The sequence below is a fragment of the Flavobacterium sp. KS-LB2 genome (genome assembly GCF_036895565.1).
Lineage (GTDB): Bacteria > Bacteroidota > Bacteroidia > Flavobacteriales > Flavobacteriaceae > Flavobacterium.
In genome coordinates, this window is sequence record NZ_CP145904.1 from 2707516 (window position 1) to 2732145 (window position 24630).

General features: G+C 35.7%; 19 protein-coding genes. 4 read left to right on the forward strand and 15 right to left on the reverse strand.

What is annotated here, in order from left to right; all coding sequences use genetic code 11:
- Positions 1-65 precede the first annotated feature (65 nt).
- The 12 genes from V5J73_RS11575 to V5J73_RS11630 all read right to left on the reverse strand — a co-directional run bounded on the left by V5J73_RS11575 (position 66) and on the right by V5J73_RS11630 (position 10308).
- A complete protein-coding gene (locus V5J73_RS11575) occupies positions 66-1145 on the reverse strand; it encodes a glycosyltransferase family 4 protein (RefSeq protein ID WP_338646041.1) in 1080 nt (359 codons plus the stop codon).
- A gap of 3 nt (positions 1146-1148) precedes the next feature.
- A complete protein-coding gene (locus V5J73_RS11580; RefSeq protein ID WP_338646042.1) occupies positions 1149-1892 on the reverse strand; it encodes a glycosyltransferase family 2 protein in 744 nt (247 codons plus the stop codon).
- Positions 1893-1899: 7 nt separating this feature from the next.
- Positions 1900-2904, reverse strand: a complete 1005-nt coding sequence (locus tag V5J73_RS11585) for a hypothetical protein (protein WP_338646043.1) — start codon at positions 2902-2904, stop codon at positions 1900-1902.
- A gap of 275 nt (positions 2905-3179) precedes the next feature.
- Positions 3180-4262 (reverse strand): glycosyltransferase WbsX family protein, encoded by a 1083-nt coding sequence (locus tag V5J73_RS11590; RefSeq protein WP_338646045.1) that lies wholly within the window; start codon positions 4260-4262, stop codon positions 3180-3182.
- Complete coding sequence (locus V5J73_RS11595; RefSeq protein ID WP_338646047.1) at positions 4259-5080, reverse strand: glycosyltransferase family 2 protein; 822 nt, start codon at positions 5078-5080, stop codon at positions 4259-4261. The genes V5J73_RS11590 and V5J73_RS11595 overlap by 4 nt, the downstream gene beginning before the upstream one ends.
- 43 nt (positions 5081-5123) lie before the next feature.
- The gene (locus V5J73_RS11600) at positions 5124-5885 is read right to left on the reverse strand and encodes a glycosyltransferase family 32 protein (protein WP_338646050.1); all 762 of its coding nucleotides are present in this window, start codon (positions 5883-5885) and stop codon (positions 5124-5126) included.
- A 3-nt stretch (positions 5886-5888) separates the two neighbouring features.
- On the reverse strand, positions 5889-7154 hold the full coding sequence (locus tag V5J73_RS11605) for an ABC transporter ATP-binding protein (protein WP_338646052.1): 1266 nt from the start codon (positions 7152-7154) through the stop codon (positions 5889-5891).
- 107 nt (positions 7155-7261) lie between these two features.
- Positions 7262-8131 (reverse strand): ABC transporter permease, encoded by an 870-nt coding sequence (locus V5J73_RS11610; protein ID WP_338646053.1) that lies wholly within the window; start codon positions 8129-8131, stop codon positions 7262-7264.
- A gap of 556 nt (positions 8132-8687) precedes the next feature.
- Entirely contained in the window at positions 8688-8864 is a 177-nt protein-coding gene (locus V5J73_RS11615; RefSeq protein ID WP_338646055.1) for a hypothetical protein, read from the reverse strand.
- A 5-nt stretch (positions 8865-8869) separates the two neighbouring features.
- Positions 8870-9124 (reverse strand): hypothetical protein, encoded by a 255-nt coding sequence (locus V5J73_RS11620; protein ID WP_338646057.1) that lies wholly within the window; start codon positions 9122-9124, stop codon positions 8870-8872.
- Positions 9125-9135: 11 nt separating this feature from the next.
- A complete protein-coding gene (locus tag V5J73_RS11625; protein WP_338646060.1) occupies positions 9136-9552 on the reverse strand; it encodes a DUF5675 family protein in 417 nt (138 codons plus the stop codon).
- A complete protein-coding gene (locus tag V5J73_RS11630) occupies positions 9553-10308 on the reverse strand; it encodes a hypothetical protein (RefSeq protein ID WP_338646063.1) in 756 nt (251 codons plus the stop codon).
- A gap of 2296 nt (positions 10309-12604) precedes the next feature.
- Between V5J73_RS11630 and V5J73_RS11635 the strand changes: the two genes are divergently transcribed.
- From V5J73_RS11635 to V5J73_RS11645, 3 genes are all read left to right on the forward strand, one after another.
- The gene (locus V5J73_RS11635) at positions 12605-13501 is read left to right on the forward strand and encodes a helix-turn-helix domain-containing protein (RefSeq protein ID WP_338646066.1); all 897 of its coding nucleotides are present in this window, start codon (positions 12605-12607) and stop codon (positions 13499-13501) included.
- A 105-nt stretch (positions 13502-13606) separates the two neighbouring features.
- The gene (locus V5J73_RS11640; RefSeq protein WP_338646068.1) at positions 13607-15121 is read left to right on the forward strand and encodes a MauE/DoxX family redox-associated membrane protein; all 1515 of its coding nucleotides are present in this window, start codon (positions 13607-13609) and stop codon (positions 15119-15121) included.
- Between the two features lie 83 nt (positions 15122-15204).
- Positions 15205-15483 (forward strand): DUF6520 family protein, encoded by a 279-nt coding sequence (locus V5J73_RS11645; protein WP_338646071.1) that lies wholly within the window; start codon positions 15205-15207, stop codon positions 15481-15483.
- Positions 15484-15537: 54 nt separating this feature from the next.
- On the opposite strand, the gene V5J73_RS11650 is transcribed toward V5J73_RS11645, so the two are convergent.
- From V5J73_RS11650 to V5J73_RS11660, 3 genes are read right to left on the reverse strand one after another with little or no spacing between them, the layout of a single operon-like run.
- Entirely contained in the window at positions 15538-18153 is a 2616-nt protein-coding gene (locus V5J73_RS11650; RefSeq protein ID WP_338646073.1) for a S9 family peptidase, read from the reverse strand.
- Positions 18153-19583: a RagB/SusD family nutrient uptake outer membrane protein gene (locus tag V5J73_RS11655; RefSeq protein WP_338646074.1), complete on the reverse strand. Its 1431-nt coding sequence runs from the start codon at positions 19581-19583 to the stop codon at positions 18153-18155. The genes V5J73_RS11650 and V5J73_RS11655 overlap by 1 nt, the downstream gene beginning before the upstream one ends.
- Positions 19584-19593: 10 nt before the next feature.
- The gene (locus tag V5J73_RS11660; RefSeq protein WP_338646075.1) at positions 19594-22659 is read right to left on the reverse strand and encodes a SusC/RagA family TonB-linked outer membrane protein; all 3066 of its coding nucleotides are present in this window, start codon (positions 22657-22659) and stop codon (positions 19594-19596) included.
- 852 nt (positions 22660-23511) lie between these two features.
- Between V5J73_RS11660 and V5J73_RS11665 the strand changes: the two genes are divergently transcribed.
- Positions 23512-23790, forward strand: a complete 279-nt coding sequence (locus V5J73_RS11665; protein WP_338646077.1) for a helix-turn-helix domain-containing protein — start codon at positions 23512-23514, stop codon at positions 23788-23790.
- Positions 23791-24630 lie beyond the last annotated feature (840 nt).

The window sequence follows — 24630 nt, forward strand, 5'->3', positions numbered from 1 at the left end:
GGAATCCTTATTTTTCATATGCTACTTTTTTAAATTTCCATAATTTAGATCTACTAATAAAACAATTAGTATTTATTTTTTTTAGTAAATATTTGCAGTAAATTTTCTTCCAACGTATTAAATGAATATTGTTCAGACTTTATATGGGCTGCTGCACTCATTTCTATTCTCAATTCTTTGTGTTCCAATAAATTTATCAAAACCAATTGTAACTCTTCCTTGGTATTCCAATGATAACCATTTATTTCATCATCCACAGTTTCTTTATGCCCCCCTTTGCCAATAACAACTGGAATACATCCATGAGACATGGCTTCCACAACCGAAATTCCATAATGTTCCACAAGCATAGGTTCCTCCTTTTCATTGTTTTCATAACCACACGCACTGATGTAAAAGGCCGATTCACTTAAAAGGACAATCCTTTTTTCGGTAGAACAATTTTCGTGAAAAAATACAGGAAAACCGGTTGCCGATTCTTTCAATTGGCTTACATAATCATCGTCCTGGTTATACCCTATTAAATGCAAATTCACCTCTGTATAACCCATTCCAATTAAATCCTTGAAAACGTCAATTACAACATCCTGGCGCTTGGAACGCTTTCCTTTATTAAACCTTCCAACACAAACCAAATCTAAATTTCTGGCCTGATTATATGTGCTTGGCACATCAATTGGTGGATAAAAAACGGCACCCTCACGTTTCCAGTAATTTTGTAACCAACACTTTGTATATTCTGAATTAACAATAATATTTTTCCAGGAATTTAAACGAATTTTTTCGCTCAAACGCTCCATTTTTACGGTGGGAAAATCACATAGAACAAAGGATTTCTTTACAAAAGTTAGTCTAGGAAAAACTATAGATTGTAGTATTACTATATCAAAAGCCTTTCTCTCTTTGAAGGCAAAATAGAGCTGTGAGAAAAAAGGCATAGGAGTTCTTTTCTGAATGGCTACTTTCAGCCCCTTGGTCTCATAACGACGGTGCAATTCTTCTAATTGAATGGTCTCGTAAAAAAAAACAGTAACATCAAATCGGTTCTTGGAAAGCATTTTTGCCATTGACAGAACATAAACTATACCACCTCCGCCAGTTGTATCCCAAGAGTTTGAATAAATGGCGACCTTCTTTTCTTTCATTTTTTATTTTATAACTTTACGAATTATTTTAAAAAATAAACTTTCTATTTTTCTTTTATATTTATAGAAAACATATTCTTTATAATATTGGTTAATTTTCAGAAAATACTTTTCTTCAAAAGCTAATTTTTGTGTTTCTTTTATGCTTGTTAGCCCAAACATATCATATATAACCAAAGGATTTTGCAATTTTTCAAACTTAATTCCTTTTTTTATGACCTTATAATTAAACTCCCAATCAGCGATAAATTTAAGTTTCTCATCAAAATTAAAATCAACAAAACACTTAAAACTGTAAATTATTGCTTGATGGCATAATGACCTATTAAAGATAAAATTATTGTCAATTTTATTTGGATAGTTTTCTAAAATTATCTCGCTAGAATATTCTTTATAAATTGGCATATAATATACCACTTTAGAAACCAATTTAGGGATTAACTTATATAAAACAGCATCGTCCGCAACTAACCGATCCCCACTATTCAAAAATAACAAATATTCCCCAGTAGCTTTTGCAACCCCTTTGTTCATTGCATTATAAATCCCTTTATCAGGTTCGCTAACCCAATAATCAAAGTTCTTGCTTTGAGTTTCTAAATATTCAGCACTCCCATCGATGGAACCACCATCAATAACGACATACTCAAACTCTCGAATTGTTTGATTCATAACACTCTCTACAGTTCTTTTCAACCCTTCGAGGTTGTTGTAATTGATTGTTATTATGGTGAGCTTTTTATTCAAAAAAGAATTAATTTAAAATTTTTTTTACCATTTTTTTAAAGAGTGGAGGGGTAATATTATATAATATAACTTTAAACAAACTCTTCGCCTCTACCTTCTCCTCAACTTTAATATAAATACATTTAATTTCTGAAAACAAAGCAATTTTGTTTTGTAATAATTTATTATGATATTGAGTGTACAAATCATAAATTTCTTTTGATAAAATTACTGAATTATATCTATTGTATGATTTTGAAAACAACTCTGGCTTTGTAAAATTATAAGAACTAAAATGATAAAACACTAATCTAGAGCCATCTACCATTATACATTTATCATCAACAAGCTCTATTGTGTTTCTTTCGTGTAAATTCCAAGGGGCAACATTGAAACCATATTCTTCAAGAACCTTGACTTTTTTGAAAAATATGGGAGCCAAATTAAGCCATAATTGGTCAACAAATAAACCTTGAGCGACTCTATTAAAACCAATTTTTAATGTTTTATCCTCCCACCAATCTAGTAAATTTAATGCGTTTTGACTTTTGGGATTTAAACCCAAAAAACCTAAATTATAGATACCAAAATTTAAAAATAAATTTTCATAAGGAGACAAATTATCAACCCCTATTGGATTTAAAATATGTGGTGTTAACAAAACATCATTCTCCTTCAAATGTTCCTCCAATAACAATAAATTATCAAATATCTGAATATCAGGATCAAAATAAATAATAGTTTCTAAGTCTTCATACTTATTAATGAAATACTTAAAAAAAGAGGGTTTAATTGAGGTATTCAGTTCAATTATATCATATTTTTTTATTATTTCATCAAAACAATAAATGTTAATTTGAGAAACAGGAAGAATCTCTATATTTCCAAAAAAAGAATAGTCAATCTCATTCGATAGTTCATCACACAAACCAATGATAAACTTATAATTTGGATTTTTTTCAAACAAAGAATCTCCCAAAGTTTTAGCCTGTGCTAAATAATTATTGGAACAAATAGTAAAGGCTAATTTCATAAATTAATTAATAAACTTTAATTCTACTGATGACACATCTGCCATCACACAATTTAGTGATATTTTTAGTAACTGTTGCATTTGTTGCAATTATGCTATTTCACCAGTTGAGGCATTTGGCATTTTGACGATGCCTCCAAATATCCAATTATTATTCTTTATAAATACTGTTTCTAAAATTACAAGGTCGATTCTTAGGGGCTAATTTCAATCGAAACCAATAGCCCATTTTTTATCAGATAATTTACTTAAATCAATATATAAAATACTTTAATCTATTTTAATATTTCTTTGGTAGATTCCAAATAGGAAGTTCCCCATTTTTGACAAGATTCTAAATGATTTCCTTCCGCCCATTCATTCCAAGCATTTATAAATAAAAAATTCTCAGGAACCGACTCCCAAGGATAATTTTCTTTAATGTGACTTAACCATAATTTATATTTTTCAGGTGTCGAATTATGTAGTATAAAAGGATTTAATTTACGCCTTGCCGAATTGTCCCACATAGGTGTAATTCCGGGATAAACATTTTTTCTAAAACCTTTCTCTATCTGACGGGACATAAAAATAGAATAATCAATGTAATAATGTAAGTTCGCTACTTTAACTTTCATTTTCTTTTTTATTCTTCTTATAGCTTTCTCCACAAAGGTTCTTGGAGGCGATACCAAAGCGGGCAAATTCAAAAAATTAGGTTGAAACTCAAATGCAAAATCGAAGACATCACTTTTGGGTTCATACTGAACCGCTCCATTTTGAGCATACCCTATATACAAATCAGGAAAACCGGCCTCTTTAACTGCGGTTCGCCAAATTGCAATCGTTTTTTGTATGTCTGGAAAAACACCTGGTCTGTAAATAATAAACATGGGTTTCCCATCTACTTTGATATATCTATCGTCCTTGAAATAAGAAATCAAATGTTGAATATGGATAGCATCATCTTCAAAATCATATTCTTGATGTAGCAATACTTCCTTATCTAGGCCATCCCATGTTCTAGTCCAGTTTTCATTTGCCCAACACATCATAAAAGGCAGATTCTCCTGAGGATTCTTGAGTTTTCTATCTAAGGGTTCATACAACATTTTTTTACCATTAAACCAATAATGATAATAACAAAAGCCATAAATACCATATTCTTTGGCTTGAGTCTCCTGAGCCTGTCTAGATTCTTCTAGACGCAAATCATAAAAGCCCAAATCAGCAGGCAAATGAGGCTGATAATGTCCCTCGAACAGTGGCTTAGCTTTCGTTACATTAGTCCATTCCGTAAAGCCTTTCCCCCACCACTGATCATTTTCAGGAATGGGGTGGAATTGCGGTAGATATATCGCTATGGCTTTTATTTTCATTTGAAACATAACTTAAATAATTTCTTGCGTAATATTAAAAATATTGGCGGAACAAATAACTTAAAAACCTTTGTGAGATTAAGATCTTTTTTATTTTCTAAAAGTTTCAATTTCTTCAAGCTAAGTTCCAAAGCCTTCTTGTCTCCGATACTTTCAAAAAAGTTTTTATTCATTTTACAGGCAAGTATAAATCCCTTAGTCATTTTTTTATTGTCCGCACACATTGCCTCATTATGAATTCGATAACTAACTAATGTCTGAGTCAAATTAAAAATACCAGAAGAAGAATAAAATAATTGTACCCAAAAAACCCAATCTTCATGATTGGGAAGTGATTCATCAAATTTCACTGTCTTTTGATTCAATAATTTAGACTTAAATAAAACACAATGACATGGTATGGACAGTTCTAATTCCCATTTATTAATAATATCTTTTTTATAAGTTACTAAATCAGGAAAGGGATTCATATATCTTCTGCTCAAAAAAGCACCAGTCTCCTCATCAAAAGGAAAATAATCACATATAACAACATCAATATTATTACTAAAACAAGCCAACTGTTTCTCCAATTTATATTTATTAAGCAAATCATCCGAATCCAAAAACTGGATAAAATCACCTTTTGATACAGCCAAGCCAGCATTCCTCGCACTACTCAACCCCCCATTTTCTTTTTCCAAATAAATAAACCTCCTATCTTTCTCCACCCACTTTTTGGACAGTTCTGCTGTATGGTCAGGACTACCATCATTGACAATGATACATTCCCAATTGGTGTAAGTTTGATGCAACACAGATTGTAATGCATCATCCAAGAATTGGGCTTGATTGTAACAAGGAACTATGATGGAGACTAACCTATTTAACATATTTTTGTTTCACTTTTTTTAAAATAAAATATACTAAATCTTTTAATGAAAAAAATTGTTCATTATATAAATTTTCAATGATTTGTTTTTTTTCAAAATAATTTAAAAACTTGTTTTTATAATAATTCTTCAAAAGATATTTATCATAATTTAGATCATTTACCTCAAGCCAAGACCCTTCAAAATGATGAACAGCATAATTTTTTTCAATGTCTAAACAGAAGTAATTAGAAGGGTATATACAAATCCCATCTTGAAGATTTTGAATTTCATCTTTATTTGGATCAACTTTATAAAAATTAATTAAAAAATCAGACACTATTCTTGTATTTGTTCTGTCTGTAAAAGACTCTAAACCATCATAATAATCTAGAATTTTTTTAGGCCAGTTATGTTTTTTTTTTGCACCCCATAAAGCAGTAAAAGGAAATCCAAATTCTTCAAATCCAGTAAAAGCTTCATGATGTAAAAAAATGTCTAAATTATGTCTTATTTCGACATCGGTATCTAGATAAATTCCTCCTACAGTATACAAAGCAAATGCTCTTACATAATCAGTTACAAAAGCCCATTTTTTATTATTATAAGCTTCTCTTACAAAAACATTAACCTGAATATCAAAATTATTTTCATTCCATTCTACAATCTCATAATCTGGTAAATTAACTTTCCATGAATTAATACATTGTTCAATTAATAACGACTTTGGGTTTTGGCCAAACCAACAATAATGAATAATTTTTGGTATCATTAATTAACTTTTAATCATTATAATATTTGGGACAATTGAAATTGGCCCAGGAAATCTTCCCATAAAAAAATCTCCTTTTCGAAAACCATCATCACTCACTATAAATTGGCAACAATTTTTTGAAATATCAAATAGATTTCCGAATTTGTCATTGAAATGTAAATTTATTTTATACTCACCAATATTTAATATGTATTTCGGTATTTTTATTTTCATTGTATAATTTCCTGCCTTAAGTATATTTATTTCTTTATTAATATGATATGTATTTATCGCAGTTATAATTTCATCATACGCATCATATATAGCAACACAAAAACCTAAATCAGGATAGTCAGATTTTACATAAAATTTAATATTTACAAAAATATCTTCTCCATTTTTAAATGAGGTCTTTACGTTGTAATTATTATCTTCCAAATGAATGTAGTTGCATATAAACTGTATATTTTCAAAATAAAAATTATTTAACTTTTTATCAATGTTTAAATATTGTTGTACAGTTTTAGAAACATCACCGTCAAATATAATACCGCCATTATTTAACAATAATCCTCTAGTACACAGCTGTTCCACAGCCGCCATATTATGACTCACAAACAATACCGTTCTACCCCCTTTTTGTGAAATATCCCGCATCTTACCAATAGCTTTTTTCTGGAACTCCGCATCACCCACGGCCAAAACCTCATCGATAATCAAAATTTCAGGCTCCAAAAAAGCAGCCACAGCAAAGGCCAAACGCACCGTCATTCCGGAGCTGTAACGTTTTACAGGTGTATCAATATATCGTTCACAACCTGAAAAATCAATAATTTCATCTATTTTAGAAGTAATTTCTTTTTTAGTCATCCCTAAAATGGCGCCATTCAAATACACATTTTCTCGACCCGTCATTTCTCCGTTAAAGCCCGTGCCCACTTCCAACAAAGAAGCCACGCGACCGCCAAACTTAATATTTCCAGTAGTAGGCGCTGTAACGCGGGATAATATTTTTAACAGAGTAGATTTTCCTGCACCGTTTTTGCCAATAATCCCTAAAACTTCGCCACGTTCCACTTCAAAATTTATGTCTTGCAATGCCCATACATAATCGCTTTCACCCTTAGTGCTTCGATCATTGGTATCGCCAATTTTCAAATACGGGTTTTCTTTACCACGCACTTGATGCCACCAACGGTTCAAGTCATGCGCCAAAGTACCTGTACCTACTTGACCCAAGCGGTATTGCTTTGAGATATTTTCGGCTTTTAATATAATGTCTTTCAATGGAGGTTTAATTGGTTAACTGTTTATTTGGTTAATCGTAAAATAAGTTACTTGATAATAATAATAATAATAATAATAATAAAAATTTTTGACCTAATCACTGGCACCTACACCGTATCTATAAAACTCTTCTCCGTCTTATTAAAAATCAATACTCCTGCCAATAGCACAGCTATAGTGACTCCAGCAGTGTAAGCCAACCCTAAAACAGAAACTTGCCCAACATTTAACAACATATACCGGGTCGTTTCTATAATATACGCGAGTGGATTGTATTGCACCAGCCAAGCATAATTGGGTATTTTTTCTTTGATTAATGCCAAAGGATACATTACCGCCGATACATACATCAATAACTGCACTCCAAAACTGATCAAATAGGTAAAATCTCTATATTTTGTAACCAAAGATGAAATAATCATCCCCAATCCCAATCCTAAAACACCCATTACAACAATTAATAGTGGAAAGAATACAACCGATTCATTCAAACTAACCGTTGCCCCCTGTAGGTAATAATACAGATAAAAAACAACAAAAATCAGGAACTGAATTCCAAATTTCAATAAATTGGAAATTACCACCGATAAAGGCATAATTATCCTCGGAAAATAAACCTTTCCAAATATAGCCGCATTTTTTTTGAAAGTATCAGAAGTATCATTGAGACATGCCGTGAAATAATTCCAAATCGTTATTCCCGCTAAATTAAATAGAAACGGAGGAACAGTACCAGTATCAATACCAGCTACATTATTAAAAATAATAGTAAACGTAATGGAAGTAAACAAGGGCTGCATCAAGTACCAAAGTGGCCCTAAAACCGTTTGCTTGTAAACCGTCACCACATCTCTTTTTACAAAAAGTAGCAACAAATCCCGGTATTGCCAAACTTCCTTGAGGTTTAGCGAGAAGAATTTATTTTTTGGTGTTATTTCAAACAGCCACGTGGTATTTGTATTTTTTGGGTGGTTCATATTTTTCGCTAAGCGGATCTTCTTGAGTTTAATCTTTTTTAATCGTTTGTGGTATAGCAAGGTGACAAATATAACAATTTTGGCTATGAATGTATCTAAGTCGCACACTAAGTGTATTGTTTTTATTCTTGATGGCTCTTCCTGATAACAAACCCTATTTCTCTAAGAAATAAAAGGAACACCTGGCTAGTATTTAGCAGTAACTTGTTATATGGAATTCATATTGCATTCTAATTACTTAAAATCTACAAAAGGATTTGTTTATTAAAAGCTTCATGTGAACTTATTTTAATGAAACGAAACCCTGTAATTTTAAACAAAAACTGATAGGACTTATATGTTATTAGATAACAATATTGTACATCCTAATTAAGAATCTTGTGACCAAGTCATCCAACTCTTTTTATGGGAATTGGTTAATTTTATGGAAAGGCATCCATGCTTTTTCCGTACAATTAAAACTATTTTTTATTTGTAAATTAAACAAAAAAAGCCCGAACCATAAGGTTTGGGCTTTAGTTTCGCTCCACACAAATTCCTAAAAACTCAAGTCGAACTAGGGTTTGCGCTTCTTTATTAACAATCGGAGTAGCATCGATAGTATGAAACTGACTATTGCTCCAATTGCAGCCAATACAACAGTTTTCAAAATATCTTCCGAATTTAAATTCGGCACCACACTCAAAAAGACACCGCCAGCGGTATTTATTTTTGTAGAAATATCAACCTGCATTGCTTTTATATTTTAGCTTTTTTGGCTCTAATTCCAGTCGAACGACCAAAGGAATCATCATCGCTTGTAGTAATCTGACTTACTGCCGAAAGTACACCGCCAACAATAGCCATATAACCTCCAATCGAACTTACTACAACTGGTAAAGCAATGGGGGCGGCCAAAATGGTTCCCCCGACTGTAGCCAATGCTAAGCCTATATTTCGAAGCACTTTGAAAAATTTTGGTGTTGGAGCTTTTGCTCTTTGTACTATATTCATACTTTTTTATTTTATTTATTCCCTTCTAGGAATAAAGATTGAACAATTAAACACACTTCTTCCTCACGGTCTAAAGCTTTATAAACGATATCTTTCAATTTATAAAAGGCTCTCCGTGACATCAAACCTAATCCCGGTCCCGAAATTTTCGTAACTGGGGCGATACAGCCTTTGAGCTCTGCAGCAGCATTGTTTGCAGGATGAATCAGGATATTTTTCCTGTTTTCAACATGCAGAACTTCCAAGTGCCACTTAAATTTCTCACTATACCGCTTTCTGATAAAATATTTCCCCTCCGGAATACAAGAAATAGCAATTTCATTTTTCTTCCAAGGCAATTCAATGGTATTACAAATAAATGTGCCCTCGCATTCAAGTTTACCGTTTGTTCCATCAGGGAAATAAGTTCTGGATAGCTCTAAAACCATCTACAATCCGTTTACTAAAACTAAAGCTAATGGATTATAAGCTCCATTTTTTAAAGGATACATTCTACCATTCACCTCTTGATAATACGCTATACCAAGTGCTAAAAAAAGTGGACTTACACTGTTTGGGTCAACAGTATTGAGTTGTTGAATAACAGCTGTTGGAGTAGTGTCCCATGGAATAATTGCCGTTTCTGAACTCGCAACAACAAAATTTTCCGTTTCGAAATTAATCGCGGCACCTGCCGAAATAATTTTAAAATGGGTGGTTCCTCCCGGAGCTGCAATCATATTAGCAGGAACAAATGATGCCAAATCAACCGCAATGTCACCTGTTACTCGATCAATAGTCCCAACAAAAGGAGCAAATAAACTAGTTCCCAATTTCCCCCCGATATTGAACTCAAAACCAACAAGTAATTCTGCCTCACCATCAATTACATTACGTAAACCACGTTCGTTCACTAAATCTGCTTGAATTACTTTGATCATGGCCTGCGTCAATCGACTCACCATTCTATTATCAGCAGAATTTAAAAGTAATGTTCTAAAGGCCGTTCTCAATGTTTTTCCAGCCTTACCAGCCCTGCCAAATTCAGCACCATTCTCTCGCGTGCGTTGAAATGCAGGATCGTTCGCAATCCTACTAGCATCAATTCCACCTTTCTCCCGAGCCAGATGACCATCCTTTGTTTTGTAAAAAGTAATATCCCCGATAGTCCCTTTTAATTTAATAATGCCTTTCTGTCTTGCCATAATTTCTAAAAATTTAAGTTTAAAATAATCCAATTACTCCCTTTCATTTCAAATATTCGTTGCAACTAAATCTTGAATGATTTCAAACAAAGTTTTCATTAATTAATTCACATTTCAAAAAACAGAAGTCAATAACGGTACAAAAAGGTACATAATTACCTACTTTAGTCACTTATTAAACCATTAATTTTCATAACTTTACACATCAAAAACTGCTTTTGAGACTAATTAAGCATTAAGGGTAGCTAATACATTAAAACAAGAAGTGTGATTGCAAGTAACATCAGGGTATGTATTTATCCCAAAGATGTACAACGGATTACAGGTAAAACGTACCGACAAGCAAGGCTATATCTGAATAAGATTAAAACCAACTTGAATAAAGAACCACATCAACTCATCTCTATTGAGGAATTTTGTGCGTATTCAGGGCTTCAAATGGAACATGTTATACGTTGTATAGTCGGATAAGAGTTTGAGGCAATTAAAAGAGTCAGCACTACTTTCATACTTCAGCAATACCGGTTCAACAACAGGTTCAAATAATGCACTCGCTACTAAATGAATTAATTCAAATCATAAGATTAAAGAACAGCACAAACTATTTACCAAACCTTTTGAGTACACAATTAGCACTAATTTCCTCATCAAGGCTAATCGTAGCTTTGAAACCCGAGCGAAGTGAACAGGCGGAGCACACACTAAATAAAATTATAGTAAGCAAAAAGAAAAGAACATCTTCATGAAAACTACTCGCCATCAATAACCACGATTCGCAAACCCGCCCTTAAATTAAAAACGTAAAAAAACAATGAAAAAACGGAGTGGCAGCAGTCCGCGAGTTGAGCCTATAAGGCGAACGGCTCGGGCTGTGGAACAGAGTTTTGAGGTAGTTTTTAAGTTTCAAATTTTCAGGCTTGATTTTTTTGTTTCTTTTTTGATCAAGCAAAAAAGAAAAGAACATCTTCATGAAAACTACTCGCCATCAATAACCACGATTCGCAAACCCGCCCTTAAATTAAAAACGTAAAAAAACAATGAAAAAACGGAGTGGCAGCAGTCCGCGAGTTGAGCCTATAAGGCGAACGGCTCGGGCTGTGGAACAGAGTTTTGAGGTAGTTTTTAAGTTTTAAATTTTCAGGCTTGATTTTTTTGTTTCTTTTTTGATCAAGCAAAAAAGAAAAGAACATCTTCATGAAAACTACTCGCTATCAATATCTACGATTCCAAAACCCGCCCTTAAATTAAAAACGTCAAAAAACAACATTTGAAATTAATTCGTAAGTTTTAAATTTTCAGGCTTGATCTTTTGTTTCCGTCCTCCTGAGCGCAGTCGAAGGATGTATCAAGACAAAAGAAAAGACTGTCTTCATGAAAACTACTCGCCATCAATAACCACGATTCGCAAACCCGCCCTTAAATTAAAAACGTAAAAAAACAATGAAAAAACGGAGTGGCAGCAGTCCGCGAGTTGAGCCTATAAGGCGAACGGCTCGGGCTGTGGAACAGAGTTTTGAGGTAGTTTTTAAGTTTTAAATTTTCAGGCTTGATCTTTTGTTTCCGTCCTCCTGAGCTCAGTCGAAGGATGTATCAAGCAAAAAAGAAAAGAACATCTTCATGAAAACTACTCGCTATCAATATCTACGATTCCAAAACCCGCCCTTAAATTAAAAACGTCAAAAAACAACATTTGAAATTAAAAGGAGGACAGCCAGTGGCTGTCAGGTAAATTGTAAAAGACAATTTCGTAAGTTTTAAATTTTCAGGCTTGATCTTTTGTTTCCGTCCTCCTGAGCGCAGTCGAAGGATGTATCAAGACAAAAGAAAAGACTGTCTTCATGAAAACTACTCGCCATCAATAACCACGATTCGCAAACCCGCCCTTAAATTAAAAACGTAAAAAAACAATGAAAAAACGGAGTGGCAGCAGTCCGCGAGTTGAGCCTATAAGGCGAACGGCTCGGGCTGTGGAACAGAGTTTTGAGGTAGTTTTTAAGTTTTAAATTTTCAGGCTTGATTTTTTTGTTTCCGTCCTCCTGAGCTCAGTCGAAGGATGTATCAAGCAAAAAAGAAAAGAACATCTTCATGAAAACTACTCGCCATCAATAACCACGATTCGCAAACCCGCCCTTAAATTAAAAACGTCAAAAAACAACGAAAACACATAAATCCCCCTATTCAATTCCCGAATTGAACACTATACTTTTAGCAAATAAAAATTACATTATATAGTTTTGCCTGTCTTTTCAAGCACTTGTCTTGCTCTACCGCAATCAATTCCTCACTATATAATTTAATGGAAAATCAAACAACACAACAACGCATCAAAGCAATTCACCAAATGCTTTTTGAAATGGCAACCGGCAACCTCTCATTCAGAATTACCAAAACAGACCAAAACGACGAAATTGATAAACTCTCTGAAATACTTAATAAGCTTGCTGAACAAATGCATGATATTATACTCCGATCAGGTTATGTTAATCCGCATTACAGTTATCAAAACGTAGTACAAACAACATTTATTTTAGACGATAACTTTATTATAAGCAATTTTAATGCCCACGTACCAGACGCACTATACTACAAATCGGAAGAATTATTTCAGGTTGACTTTGGAAAATTTATTGCCCCGCAGTCCTTCAATATTTGGAATAAAAAAAAGATGGAAGCCTCACTTGATGATAATTACCACAGCACAGTTCAGCTAATTTTCATAACGGGTAATAATAAATTGTCACCTACTTTTTGCACCATATCACGGCTGCGCTATAGTAACAAAATAATCGTAAACTCAATTACTACCATCTTGCAAGAATTACTGTCAGACGAAAAATATGTAATAAAAACAGCGTCAGAAAAACAATCCGAAGCAGTGATTATGCAAAATCTTTATGATTACATATTAAATCACCTGGAAGAGCCCCTACCTACACTAAAAAAATTGGCGGCTATGTTTGCCTCTGAAGAGCACAAGCTAAAGATAGGTTTCCGAAAGTATTTCAATACTAGCGTCTACAATTTTTATCATTTGGAACGCCTTAAAAAATCCCATCTACTCATTCAGAAGACTGAAATCCCTTTGAAGGAAATTGCATTTATATGTGGTTTTAGCGCCTACTTAAACTTTTATAAGGCGTTCAAAAAGCAGTATGGCTATGCTCCTAGCGACCTCAACCGTCCATCTGAGTAAAGAAACCCTGTTTTATGGAACGTTCTTTTTAGTATAACGAAAAGCCTGATTTGCATAAGTCAACCAAAATAACAGTTGCAACTTTACAATATCAAAATTACTAAAATGAGCAAGATCCAAAACTTTAAAAGCAATTTCGTTCTCATTATTAGCGTCCTTACAGCGCTTCTTTTCATGTATGCTTCAAGCAGCAAACTAATCAATTTTGAGAACTTCCGAATCCAACTTGGACAATCGCCACTGCTAAGTGCATTTGCAGCTTGGGTTGCAATTCTGGTACCTGTAATTGAAATCCTAATTGCAATTGTACTATTCATTCCTAAATTTAGATTTTTTGGACTGCTGTCTGCTTTTGCATTAATGATGATGTTTACAGCTTATATCTACATAATTTTAAATTTCAGCGCCTACATTCCATGCTCTTGCGGTGGCATCCTTGAAAAAATGACATGGAACCAACATCTGATTTTTAATTTAATATTCGTCATACTATTGGCTGTAGTGGTTATTTACGAACCTATAAATTACAAAAACAGAGGACTTAATTCGAGAATAAACACTAAAAGAAAAATTTGGGTCTTGATAATAACTGCTGCTGTAGGAAGCACTATAGTAGTGATACTATTCCTACTATCAGAAAACATCATTCAATATCACAATAATTTCACCCGTCGCTTTCCGCAACATGCCGCACAGGAACGATATAAAATCAATCTTTCATACAACTCTTACTATTTTGCCGGAACAGGAAACGGAAAAATATATTTGGGAAATCGTACTGCCCCACTTCTAATTACAATATTGGACTTAAAAACCAAAACTACAACCTCTCACAAAATCATTTTAAACCAAACTGACCTACCTTTTCGGGTTCCGAAAATCCGTGTTTTCAATCAGAACTTCTTTGTGTTTGAGGGAACGGTTCCTTATGTATTTAAAGGAAGTATTTCTAATTGGATCGCGACATTAACTATTAATTCCGGTGCTCGTTTCTCACAGGCAGAACCGACAGATTCTATAAATCTAACGGTTCGATATAAATCGCCTCAATCAGGAGAAAACCTAATTGGTATTCTTAACACATCAGATAGTTTGGCAGTTAGATATGCACCAGATATGCTGCAGAAACAAATTGATGGTGTATTTGATACCGATGGCAGCCTCCATTTTAATACCAATCTGGATAAAATAGTATATGTTTATCGATATCGGAATCAATATAACGTTACAGACAGAAATCTGGTATTGCAATACCGTGGTAATACCATAGATACCATTTCAAGAGCTCAATTAGAAATTGCCGAAGTCGGGAAAAGCAAGGTCACTAAATTAGCAAAACGGGCACTTGTTGTAAATAAAAGCAGTGCCGTCAGTGGCAATTACCTGTATATCAACTCACTTCTTCCTGGTCAGTATGATGCTGCAAGCGTTTGGAAAAACGCAAGTATAATAGACATATACGACCTGACAAAGAAAAGCTACCAATCTAGTTTTTACGTGTATCATATCAAAAACAAAAAAATGAGAAGTTTCATTGTGTTCGACAATCACTTATATGCATTAATTAACAATCATTTGGTATGCTACGAATTTCTCGATGACCTCATTCCTAAAAATTAAACAACAATATATACTGGCCAGTATTCAGGGGTAAGATTGAAAACCTGTAAAAGAGTAAATCATAACCATTAAATATTTTTATTATGAGAACAATTTTTTTAAAAAAAATGATGATGCCTTTGGCAGTAATGGTTCTGGGAGTTGGTGGTGCATTCACTACAACATCAATGAGCAGCACAGAAGCCCTTTCGCATGTAACAGGGTACAAATTCATTTCCGCACAAAACAAATGTCAGTCAAGCACAATGTGTGACACTGATGACACGGGAACGATCTGTACGAATGCCGGTGCGCGACTGTGGGGTAAAGTAAACCCTTTGGACGCAGATTGTCCGGTGGAACTGTACCGCATTGAAGAATAATTCAAAATGAAATGCAGTTCCTTTTGGAACTGCATTTCTAATTTAAGGGGAGTGTTAAGGGTTCAGCCAATCAGGCTTTCTTTCTTTTCCTTTCAGATAATAATCAAACCACTCAACTAATTTATTGGAAAGATCCTCTTGGTTCTTCCTGTCCAGTAGTACGTGTCCCTCTCCGGGATACAACAGCATTACATGCGACTTATTCAGTTTTCGCAAAGCAAAGTAAAACGCCATAGTCTGGTCTTTGTTTACTTGTGCGTCTATTTCGCCTGCCCATGAAAGCAGAGGAGTTTTTACCTGTTCTGCAAATGTTATAGGGGAGTTATTCCTATACCCTTCCCAATCTTCAAATAGCGATTTTTTCATTCGAAATTGGTCATTTTCAAACCGCCAAGCATCATGTCTTTTATAACTTACCCCATAAGAAAGATAACCGCTTATAAAATCAGAGACACCCGCTCCTGCTATTGCTGTTTTAAACATATTAGTCTGCGTAATAATAAAGTCGGTTTCGTATCCTCCAAAGGAATGCCCGGTCAACCCAATATTTTCTTTATCAATAAATCCGGATGCAATTGCAGCTTTTGTTGCGGCTACCACGCAATCTAGCGCTGAAAAACCGGGATTTCCTATTTCATAGACAATATCAGGATAGAGTACAAAATAACCAGTACTGGTGAGGTTTGTTTTATTAAATCCACTTCCGTTATGAAGTCCGGGGTTAGTATAAGCATGCAACAGTTGGCTTTGTTTTTGATAGATCTGCACCACCATAGGATACTTTTTAGTAGCATCAAAGTCAAACGGATAAAACAAGATACCTTTAAGTGCTTTGCCCTTCTTATTTTGATATGATATCAGATCAGATTTTCCCCAATTATACTGATAGTGATGCTTATTGCTCTTAAATATACTGCTTGTTTTCCCATTTCCCTCCATTCCAACTATTTCTAGGGGGCTGTTGTAATCGTCCTGCGTAAAAGTGTAATAATCGCAATTCTTTGCTTTTAGAAGATGCTTCAACCGCTTTGCGACAGTGGTCATATTCTGAATTTTGAATTTACTCAATTTATAATAGCCCGAAGTACTGAAATCAGAAGCAATGCCCTCCACTAGCATACTATCATTATCAACAATAGGAACCTGCGGCATCATCCATGATTTTATCGCAGTAGTAGCATCGTATATTCCAGACAGTCTGTACACTATTTGAGAGCTGCGTCCATTGGTAAGTTTTTTTGCACCTGAGCCATCGCTATTTATTTCCCAAATATCATGTTTATCATAAAGCAGCAATGCCCTATCATCCTTGGTAAACCCACCAATACCATAGGGTGGCGGAGCGTCCGGTTTGTCATAGTCTTCCTCGGAGAATTGTACTGTTAGATTTTTGGTAAGATTCAAATGTGTTCCTTTCTTAATATCATACACCCACCAGTGATCAAGCCTAAAGTAAACAATAAACCTATTGTTGGGTGAATTATAGAAATAATCAGACTCTCCTGGATGCTGATTCAAAAAGGGGTGTTCTTTTCCTGTTTCAAAATCAGTAAACGTATAATCGCTGTCTGCGTCGTATTTTATCGAGGGCTGTAATTTAGAAAATGATTTTGCAAGCACAAACTTTTGTGCTCCGCCTACCATGGCAATCGCTTTATCGGTACTGCCGGTTACTATCATTCGATGCTCGGCAGGCCACCATATTCCCAAGTGGCCCGGAGACTTCCTGCTCACTTTAGCATAAGGATACAATGTTTCATCATCACCATTCCACACCTGCACTGCTGATACTGCCATTTTTCCACTACTTTCTAACTTCTCTTTCAGGATAAACAAAACACGTTCACCGTCATCCGATACATGAATCCCGGAGAGGTCAGTAGATGCAATTTCAAAATTTTTAGTCCAGTTTCCCTCTGCCCTGGTAACACTTTGCAACGCTTCCTTTTCATTGTAATGATAAAGTATGGCATCGGCCAGATTTAATACACCCGTGGGATTACTGATAAAGGCAAACGAATCTTTAGTCCCGCTCCACGTCAAACTAGTAAAGGAATGGGTACTACTTTCGACCACTAACTTTTTTTCCGTTCCCCGATCCAAATTAATGACATAAACAGCATTTTTAGTATTGGAACTAGTAGTGAATACCACCGATTTTCGATCATGGCTTATAGCATAACTGTGAACATCCTTGTAAGTCTGAAGTACTTTAAGATCTAAATCCGTTAAAGTCAAATTTCCTTTAATTCCTTCTAAATCACTAAACAATAGCATAGTTCCATTTAAAGATTCATATGATGCGATATTGCTTTTCCTAAGGACAACACCATTGGTAAGATTTAAAAGATGAAAAGTTTTGCTATTGTCCAAACAGCCAAATGCATTATTCCCTATAAAACTATCGCTATACCCTTTCGGAAAAGTGTAACTCTTGGCACTTTTTGTATGCTTCACAAAAAGAGTATCGGGTAAACCGTCATAGTCTAGTTTATAACTCAGCCAGTTTCCATTATCTGAAAGCTGATGTTGTCGCAGCGTATGCCACAAAGGATAATCTGCAACAGTCAATTGGCGGCCTTTTGAAACCTGTCCGAAAATCGGAACGGTTACAATAATGCAAAATAAACGAAAGCAAATAAAAAAATTATATTGGAGTATCGTTTTCATTAGTAACCAGTATTTTGAGGTGCAAGAGTACCGTTAAGATCAATTTCCGTCTCTGGAATGGGAAACAAAACATCGTTGGCATCCCAACCGCTTTTACTGGCAGACAACACTTCATTGATTTGGTTAAATCGCTTAAGATCAAAAAATCGATGCCCGAATTCGGTAAACAGTTCAACTCTTCGCTCCTTTAAAATAGCCGTTAAAAGTGCTGCCTGTGTAACCGCTGTCGTATTTCCGAGACCTGCAGTAGTACGGATAACATTTAAATCCTCTTTTGCTCCTATGAGTTCTCCTGCTCTAGCCCTAGCTTCGGCACGAATTAGATACAATTCGCCAAGCCTAAAAATAATACTGTTTTCAACAGTTCCCGTATTGGTTTTCTTTTTATACTTGAACGGATGGTACCATCTTGATCCCCCACTGGTTACTGCCTTCACCCATTTGACAGCTCGTTGATCTCCAGCCTCAAAAGCCAAAACCAAATCTTCCTTCATAGCAGACAATGCTGGAGGTGTACTGGTAAAGATAAACGTGGCGGCTTCATTAGTGTTGCCGGTCGCTGATTTTGGGCTTAACTGCCAAATCGTACTGGTGCTTTCCTTTAGGAAAATTTTATTAAGATCGGTCTCAAAGGGATAGAGTATCGTATTGTTAAGTACCGCCGAGGCAGCATTTGACGATTCGTCCCACGCACCAGCGTAAAGACAAACTCTTGCAAGCAAGGCATAAGCTGCAAATTTATTGGGACGAGTGCGACCTGCTCCAATATAGGTATCTGGTAATAAAGCTATTGCTGCATTCAAATCAGCTTTCGCCATATCATAAACGGCGCTCACAGAGGTTCTTGATACCTTTCTGTTCTGCTCGTAGTCTGTGGTGGTTATATAGGGAATGCCTCCATAAATGTTCATGAGATAAAAATGTAGCATCGCTCGAACAAACAAAGCTTCTCCTTTTAATACGTCTTTGTCAGATTGTGGCAGTTTAACAGCTCCGTCAACGCCTGCAATAACTGAATTAGCAGCATAAATTTGGTTATAACTCAAATTCCAGATGTTCCTGATTTCAACACTAGAGGCGACTAGTGTATTAGTATAAAATGCCGTATTCCCGTTTTGGGCAGTGCCGTAAAATACCAGTTCATCGGCATAAAGGCCTAAGGTATGAGTCAATCCTGCCTGTGTTCCGGTAAGCATACCAAAATCCCTGATTTTCGAATAGATATCAGTCATGGCAGCATTGGCGGTTGCCTTTTCTTCAAAAACACCACTGGCAATAAGCTGATTCTTGGGTACATCGACCGCAACAAATTCATCACAGGCCTGAAAAAACAGTGCTAGGGCTATCATGTAAATAGCCGAATAAAAACGAAGACACATGGTTCTTTTAGTACACCGCATAGGTATAGTACTTCTGGTATTGTATTTCATAGTCATAGTATTAAAATGTAAATTGTAGTCCGGCACTAAGAATTCGAAGCGGTGGCAAATAACCAACCGACTTAAACTCAGGGTCAGCCCCTTGGTATTTTGTAAAAGTCAGCACATTCTGCCCTTCCATAAAAATCCTGCATCGCATATTCTTTAGAATCTTTTCCGGCAGGTCATAAGAAATCGAAATGTTCTTCAATCTTATATAAGAGGCATCCGAAATCACAGCATCACTAGCGAGATATCGGTCATAAGCTGCTACAGCAGCGGCATTGCTTCCATCAGTATAAATTTGGTGCGAGGCGATGTCGCCCGGTTGCTTCCAGTGGTCTAATGCGCTGACGGGCTGATTAAACATGCTCCCTGGCAAGGTATACGCCGCGTCACCATTATAGTTCAACTGTTTTACAAACTGGAATAGAAAATCAAGCTGCCAGTGCTTATACTTTACAGTATTTTGTAACCCACCATAAAATTCAGGATTAAAGTCCCGAACTTCGGTTTTGTCGTCCTTTGTAGTATAAAGACCATCACCATTCTTGTCCTCAAAAGTGTAGATCCCAGTTTGCGGATCAACTCCCGTAAAATGATATACCTTCTTGATGTTAAGCGGTTCCCCAATTACGTAGGTGTTTCGGAATGTAGAAGTATCCAAATCTGGATATTCCAATAAAGTATTTCTCTCAAACGTCAGATTCAAATTTGTAGACCAAGTAAGTACGTTATTCTCGAGATTAACTGTACGCAAGGTAAACTCTGTCCCTTTATTTTCTACCAGTGCATCAAGGTTTGACTGCAATACCGTAAATCCGGTGGTTCCGGGTAATGGTATTCCGGTCAGTTGATTCGAAGAACGGTTGTTGTACCATCCTGCCGTTAAAAAGACCCGATCTTTAAAAAAACCGACTTCAAGTGCAACCTCAAACTTTGTATTGGTCTCCCACCCAAAGGCAGGGTTGTAAAGGCGTGTCGGTTGTAGTCCTATCGTTCCTCCATAGTTAACTCCTGTAGAGCCATAAGTGTCAAGAAATTGATAATCCCCTATTTGGTCATTTCCCGTTACACCATAACTAGCCCTGATTTTTCCAAAGCTGAGTACAGGAATTAACTCCGTAAAACGTTCTTTCGAAAAGAGCCATGCCGCACCTACAGCACCAAAGTTGGCATATTGCTTTCCAGGACCAAAACGGCTTGATCCGTCACGCCTGCCGGTAAGGTTCACAATATACTTTTCCTTCCAGTTCAGGTTGATTCTGCCAAATAATGCTTGGTATTTGTATTGCGTTTCATCATTTGCGGGAATGGTTACAGTCGTTGCTGATGCAATGTTATACAGCAGACTATTGCTTGAAAACCCTTGTCCAACTTGTACCAGCTGTGTACTGGTTTGGGACTGGAATGTGCTTCCTGCCAGTACATCCACAGCAATATTTTTGAACTGTCTTTTCCAGTTCATCTGTGGCTCTGCAATCAAGGTTTTCCTTGTATTACGTCCCACTATCAAAGTCGAAAATTCTGGCCCTGTGTCCGATGCAGGATCAAACATGGTGGATGGCAAACCGTTCACCTCATCGTTGTAAATAGTCGAATATCCAAAATTAGATCTGATTTCAAAAGAATCGCAAATCCTGTAAGACAATAATGAACTAGCTAAAAGGTCATGGGTCTTGGCATTATAACTTCCAGCGAAATTAGCAAGCGGATTATTAAAAGTGCTGTTTTCCCAATTCAGTTCGCCGTTTTCACCATAAAGTGCCGGTGCATTGGGAGCAAGTTGCAAGGCAGTTGTGTTCAGGTCAATTCGCGATTGGTTGTTGTCCTGCAAAGTATAACCTCCACTAAAACTAGTCCTGAATTTTTTATCTTCTGATTCGTGGTTAATATTCAAATGCACATTGGCTTTCTTATAAACGAAATCGCGGGGATAGATGGTGGTTTGTTTATTAAAATTACCACTCATCAAAAATTGTGTTTGGGCACTGCCGCCAGAAACAGAAGATTGCAGTTCACTAATCAGCGATGTTCCGCCAAGCAATGCTTTCTGCCAGTTGGTATAACGGGTTTGGTCCCATGTCCCATTGATATCATAGGCCGCTTCTGGATATTGGGTAATCCCGTCATTAACGAATGCTTCCTTGCGCATGGCAAGGTATTGTTCGGTATTGACAAGGTCTATAAAACGGGTAACGGTTCCAGCACCTGTAGATAGGTTGGTAGTAAATTTCGTTTTGCCTTGCTTGCCTTTTTTGGTGGTAATCAGTACAACGCCGTTCGCACCTCTTGAGCCGTAAATTGCTGTAGCATCCGCATCTTTTAATACTTCAATACTGTCTATTTGGTCTGGATTGATACTATTCAACGGACTAAGCCTGCTGGGAAAACCGGTAGCATTTTGCCCACTGCCTATAGCATCCGTGGAATACGGTATACCGTCTATAATATACAGCGGATTATTACCAGCGGCACGAACACTGTTTAATCCTCTAATCTGTACCGAGAATCCTCCTCCAGGAGTTCCGGTAGTCTGGGTAATATTCACCCCCGCCATCCTCCCTTGCATCGCAGCAAGAACATTGGTTACTGGTTGGTTTTCAATATCTTTTGACGTGATTTTTGCAATACTTCCCGTACGTTCACTTTCTTTTACAGTATAATAACCCGCATTAATTTTCACTTCCTGCAGTTGGGTAGCATCTTCCTGTAGGTGTACAGTAACTATAGTGCGTCCCGCTATTGGAATACTTAAGGTGGTATAACCTACGAAAGAAAATACAAGAATATCAGTGGGCGTGGCCGTTATGCCATATTTACCTTGAAAATCGGTAATGGTGGCTGTTGATTTTCCCTGAACTGATACAGTAACGCCGGGCAGTACACCCTGACTGTCACTTACAGTTCCGGTAATTACAATAGATTGTGTCATCCCGAGCATGTGATATGGAGAGGAGGACAGCCAGTGGCTGTCAGGTATGCCACTCTTTTCTCGGGCTAATGACTTAGTAGTATAAAGGAAGCAGTAAATCCCTAAAAGTAAAGGAATCCACCATTTACCCTTAAATAATGAAAATTTATTCATAATTTTGGTTTAGTTAAATGAAACGTTAGTTTTGTTAGCATTGGTCCTCTTTTCAGTTGTCCAGACGGTTGGAGGGCCTTTTTTTTTGTCGTTGCGAGGCACGAAGCACCCGAGCGAAGCGAACGGAGCGTTAGCTAATCGCACTATTATTTATTTTATCATAGGCAAGCGGTTTTATTTATGGTAGTTGGTTGTTATGAAATACTAAATAACCTATTTTAGTTAAAACAGTCGCAACCATAAAACCAAAGACATATAAGTGTTATGAATGCTATTATTAATGTAGCTATTATTTGTTTGTAGTACTTCATATTAATATTTACTTGTTTAAAAGGTTAAGTGCTTTTTTTGTTAGCGACTAAAAAACAACCTGCACCTTGTGATAACTAACTCAAATTAAATTATGTCCATTTTATTCAAAAGGTTTTTCGGTGCAGGAGTTTTCTAGGCATTATAGTTTTGTCACCCTGATAAGTCCATACTGAGCGAAGTCGAGGTTCAGACGAAAGGCTTAAATAAGAATAGTTTTTAAATCATAGGCTCATGGGTTTTAGTGGTTAGACTAGGTAACAAATGAATGCGAGACTATTAAAATGAAGAAGTATTGCTTAGAACAAGCTGAGGTATAGCCATAAAAAATGGCATGGAACTCAGCTTATTGACTTTGAGGCACTGGTATACCCGGCAACAATAAGTGAGCCCACGCCATGGGACGTGAGCATCATACTTATCTTCTCGTTGCAAAATTACCAGTTTTCAAAGTCGAGATTCTAAGCGAATGCTTCAAATGTTTTATATGAAGAATCGCAAATATATGTATTCAAAAGCAAATATAGTAAAAACATATTTAATATGGACTATAGTCCATTGATAAAAATAATAATTATATGGCTATTTGTAAGTATGATAAGTGAAATAGATAGATATATTATTCAGCGCGTTAGAGAGATTAGAGAGTCACAAGGGTTAACCCAAATGGATCTATCTCTTAGACTTGGCAAAGGTGTTGGTTTTATTGGCGACATTGAAGCCCCTTCAAAAAAAGCAAAATATAATGTCAAACATTTAAATGACATTGCGAAAATATTTGGTTGTTCTCCCAAAGAATTTTGGCCAAATAAACCTCTTTAATAAGAAGATGCTTAATGGCATCTTCTTATTATTTATAGAAACTCTCCCAAAATGCATATCGAATTTTCCAAATTGCATATCATATAAAAAAATTAAACACCTATTTTGAATTCAATTAAAAATTCAAGATATGAAATGGTACGAAATTATAGGACTAATTGTGATATGGTTTTTAGGTCTTTATGTGACACGGAAGTTTTATGAGTATTTGAGGAATAGGCATTATAATGATAGTGGGAGGACACGGAATGAAAAATAAGTTTTTATAAAGTGTGAAATAAAAAAGATGCTGGAGCATCTTTTTTTATGCATATTAATCAAGGCTTCCCCCCTCTGGTGCTCGTTTGCAACGAGTACCTACTTACTTGTTCAAATTAAATAAAGCGTTTGCAACGCGGTTTTTATAATGAGATTACTATAAAGGTTCGATATTTACATTAAAAAAAACAGTGTTATCTTCCCCCTATGGTGCCCCGCTCCGCAAAGTCTCATGACTTTGCGCTTTTTTTTAAATTCTTAAAAAACCTAAACGCAATAAAAGTCTCCTGACTTTTTCCGAAAATAGCTTTATAATTGAATGTTTTTCAAATAATTATAAAAAACCACAAAGTAACAGACCTATTATTTTGTAGTTTTTTTTCTATATTTGAATTGTAGGTAAAATGAATTGTTATATTTCAAATATATTTTCAGGATAAGTCAGAATAATACAGCAACCAGCTTTTCGAGACCCCTCTGGTGCTCGTTTGCAACGAGTACCTACTTACTTGTTCAAATTAAACAAAGCGTTTGCAACGCAGCTCTTATAATGAGATTACCATAAAAGTTCGATATTTACAT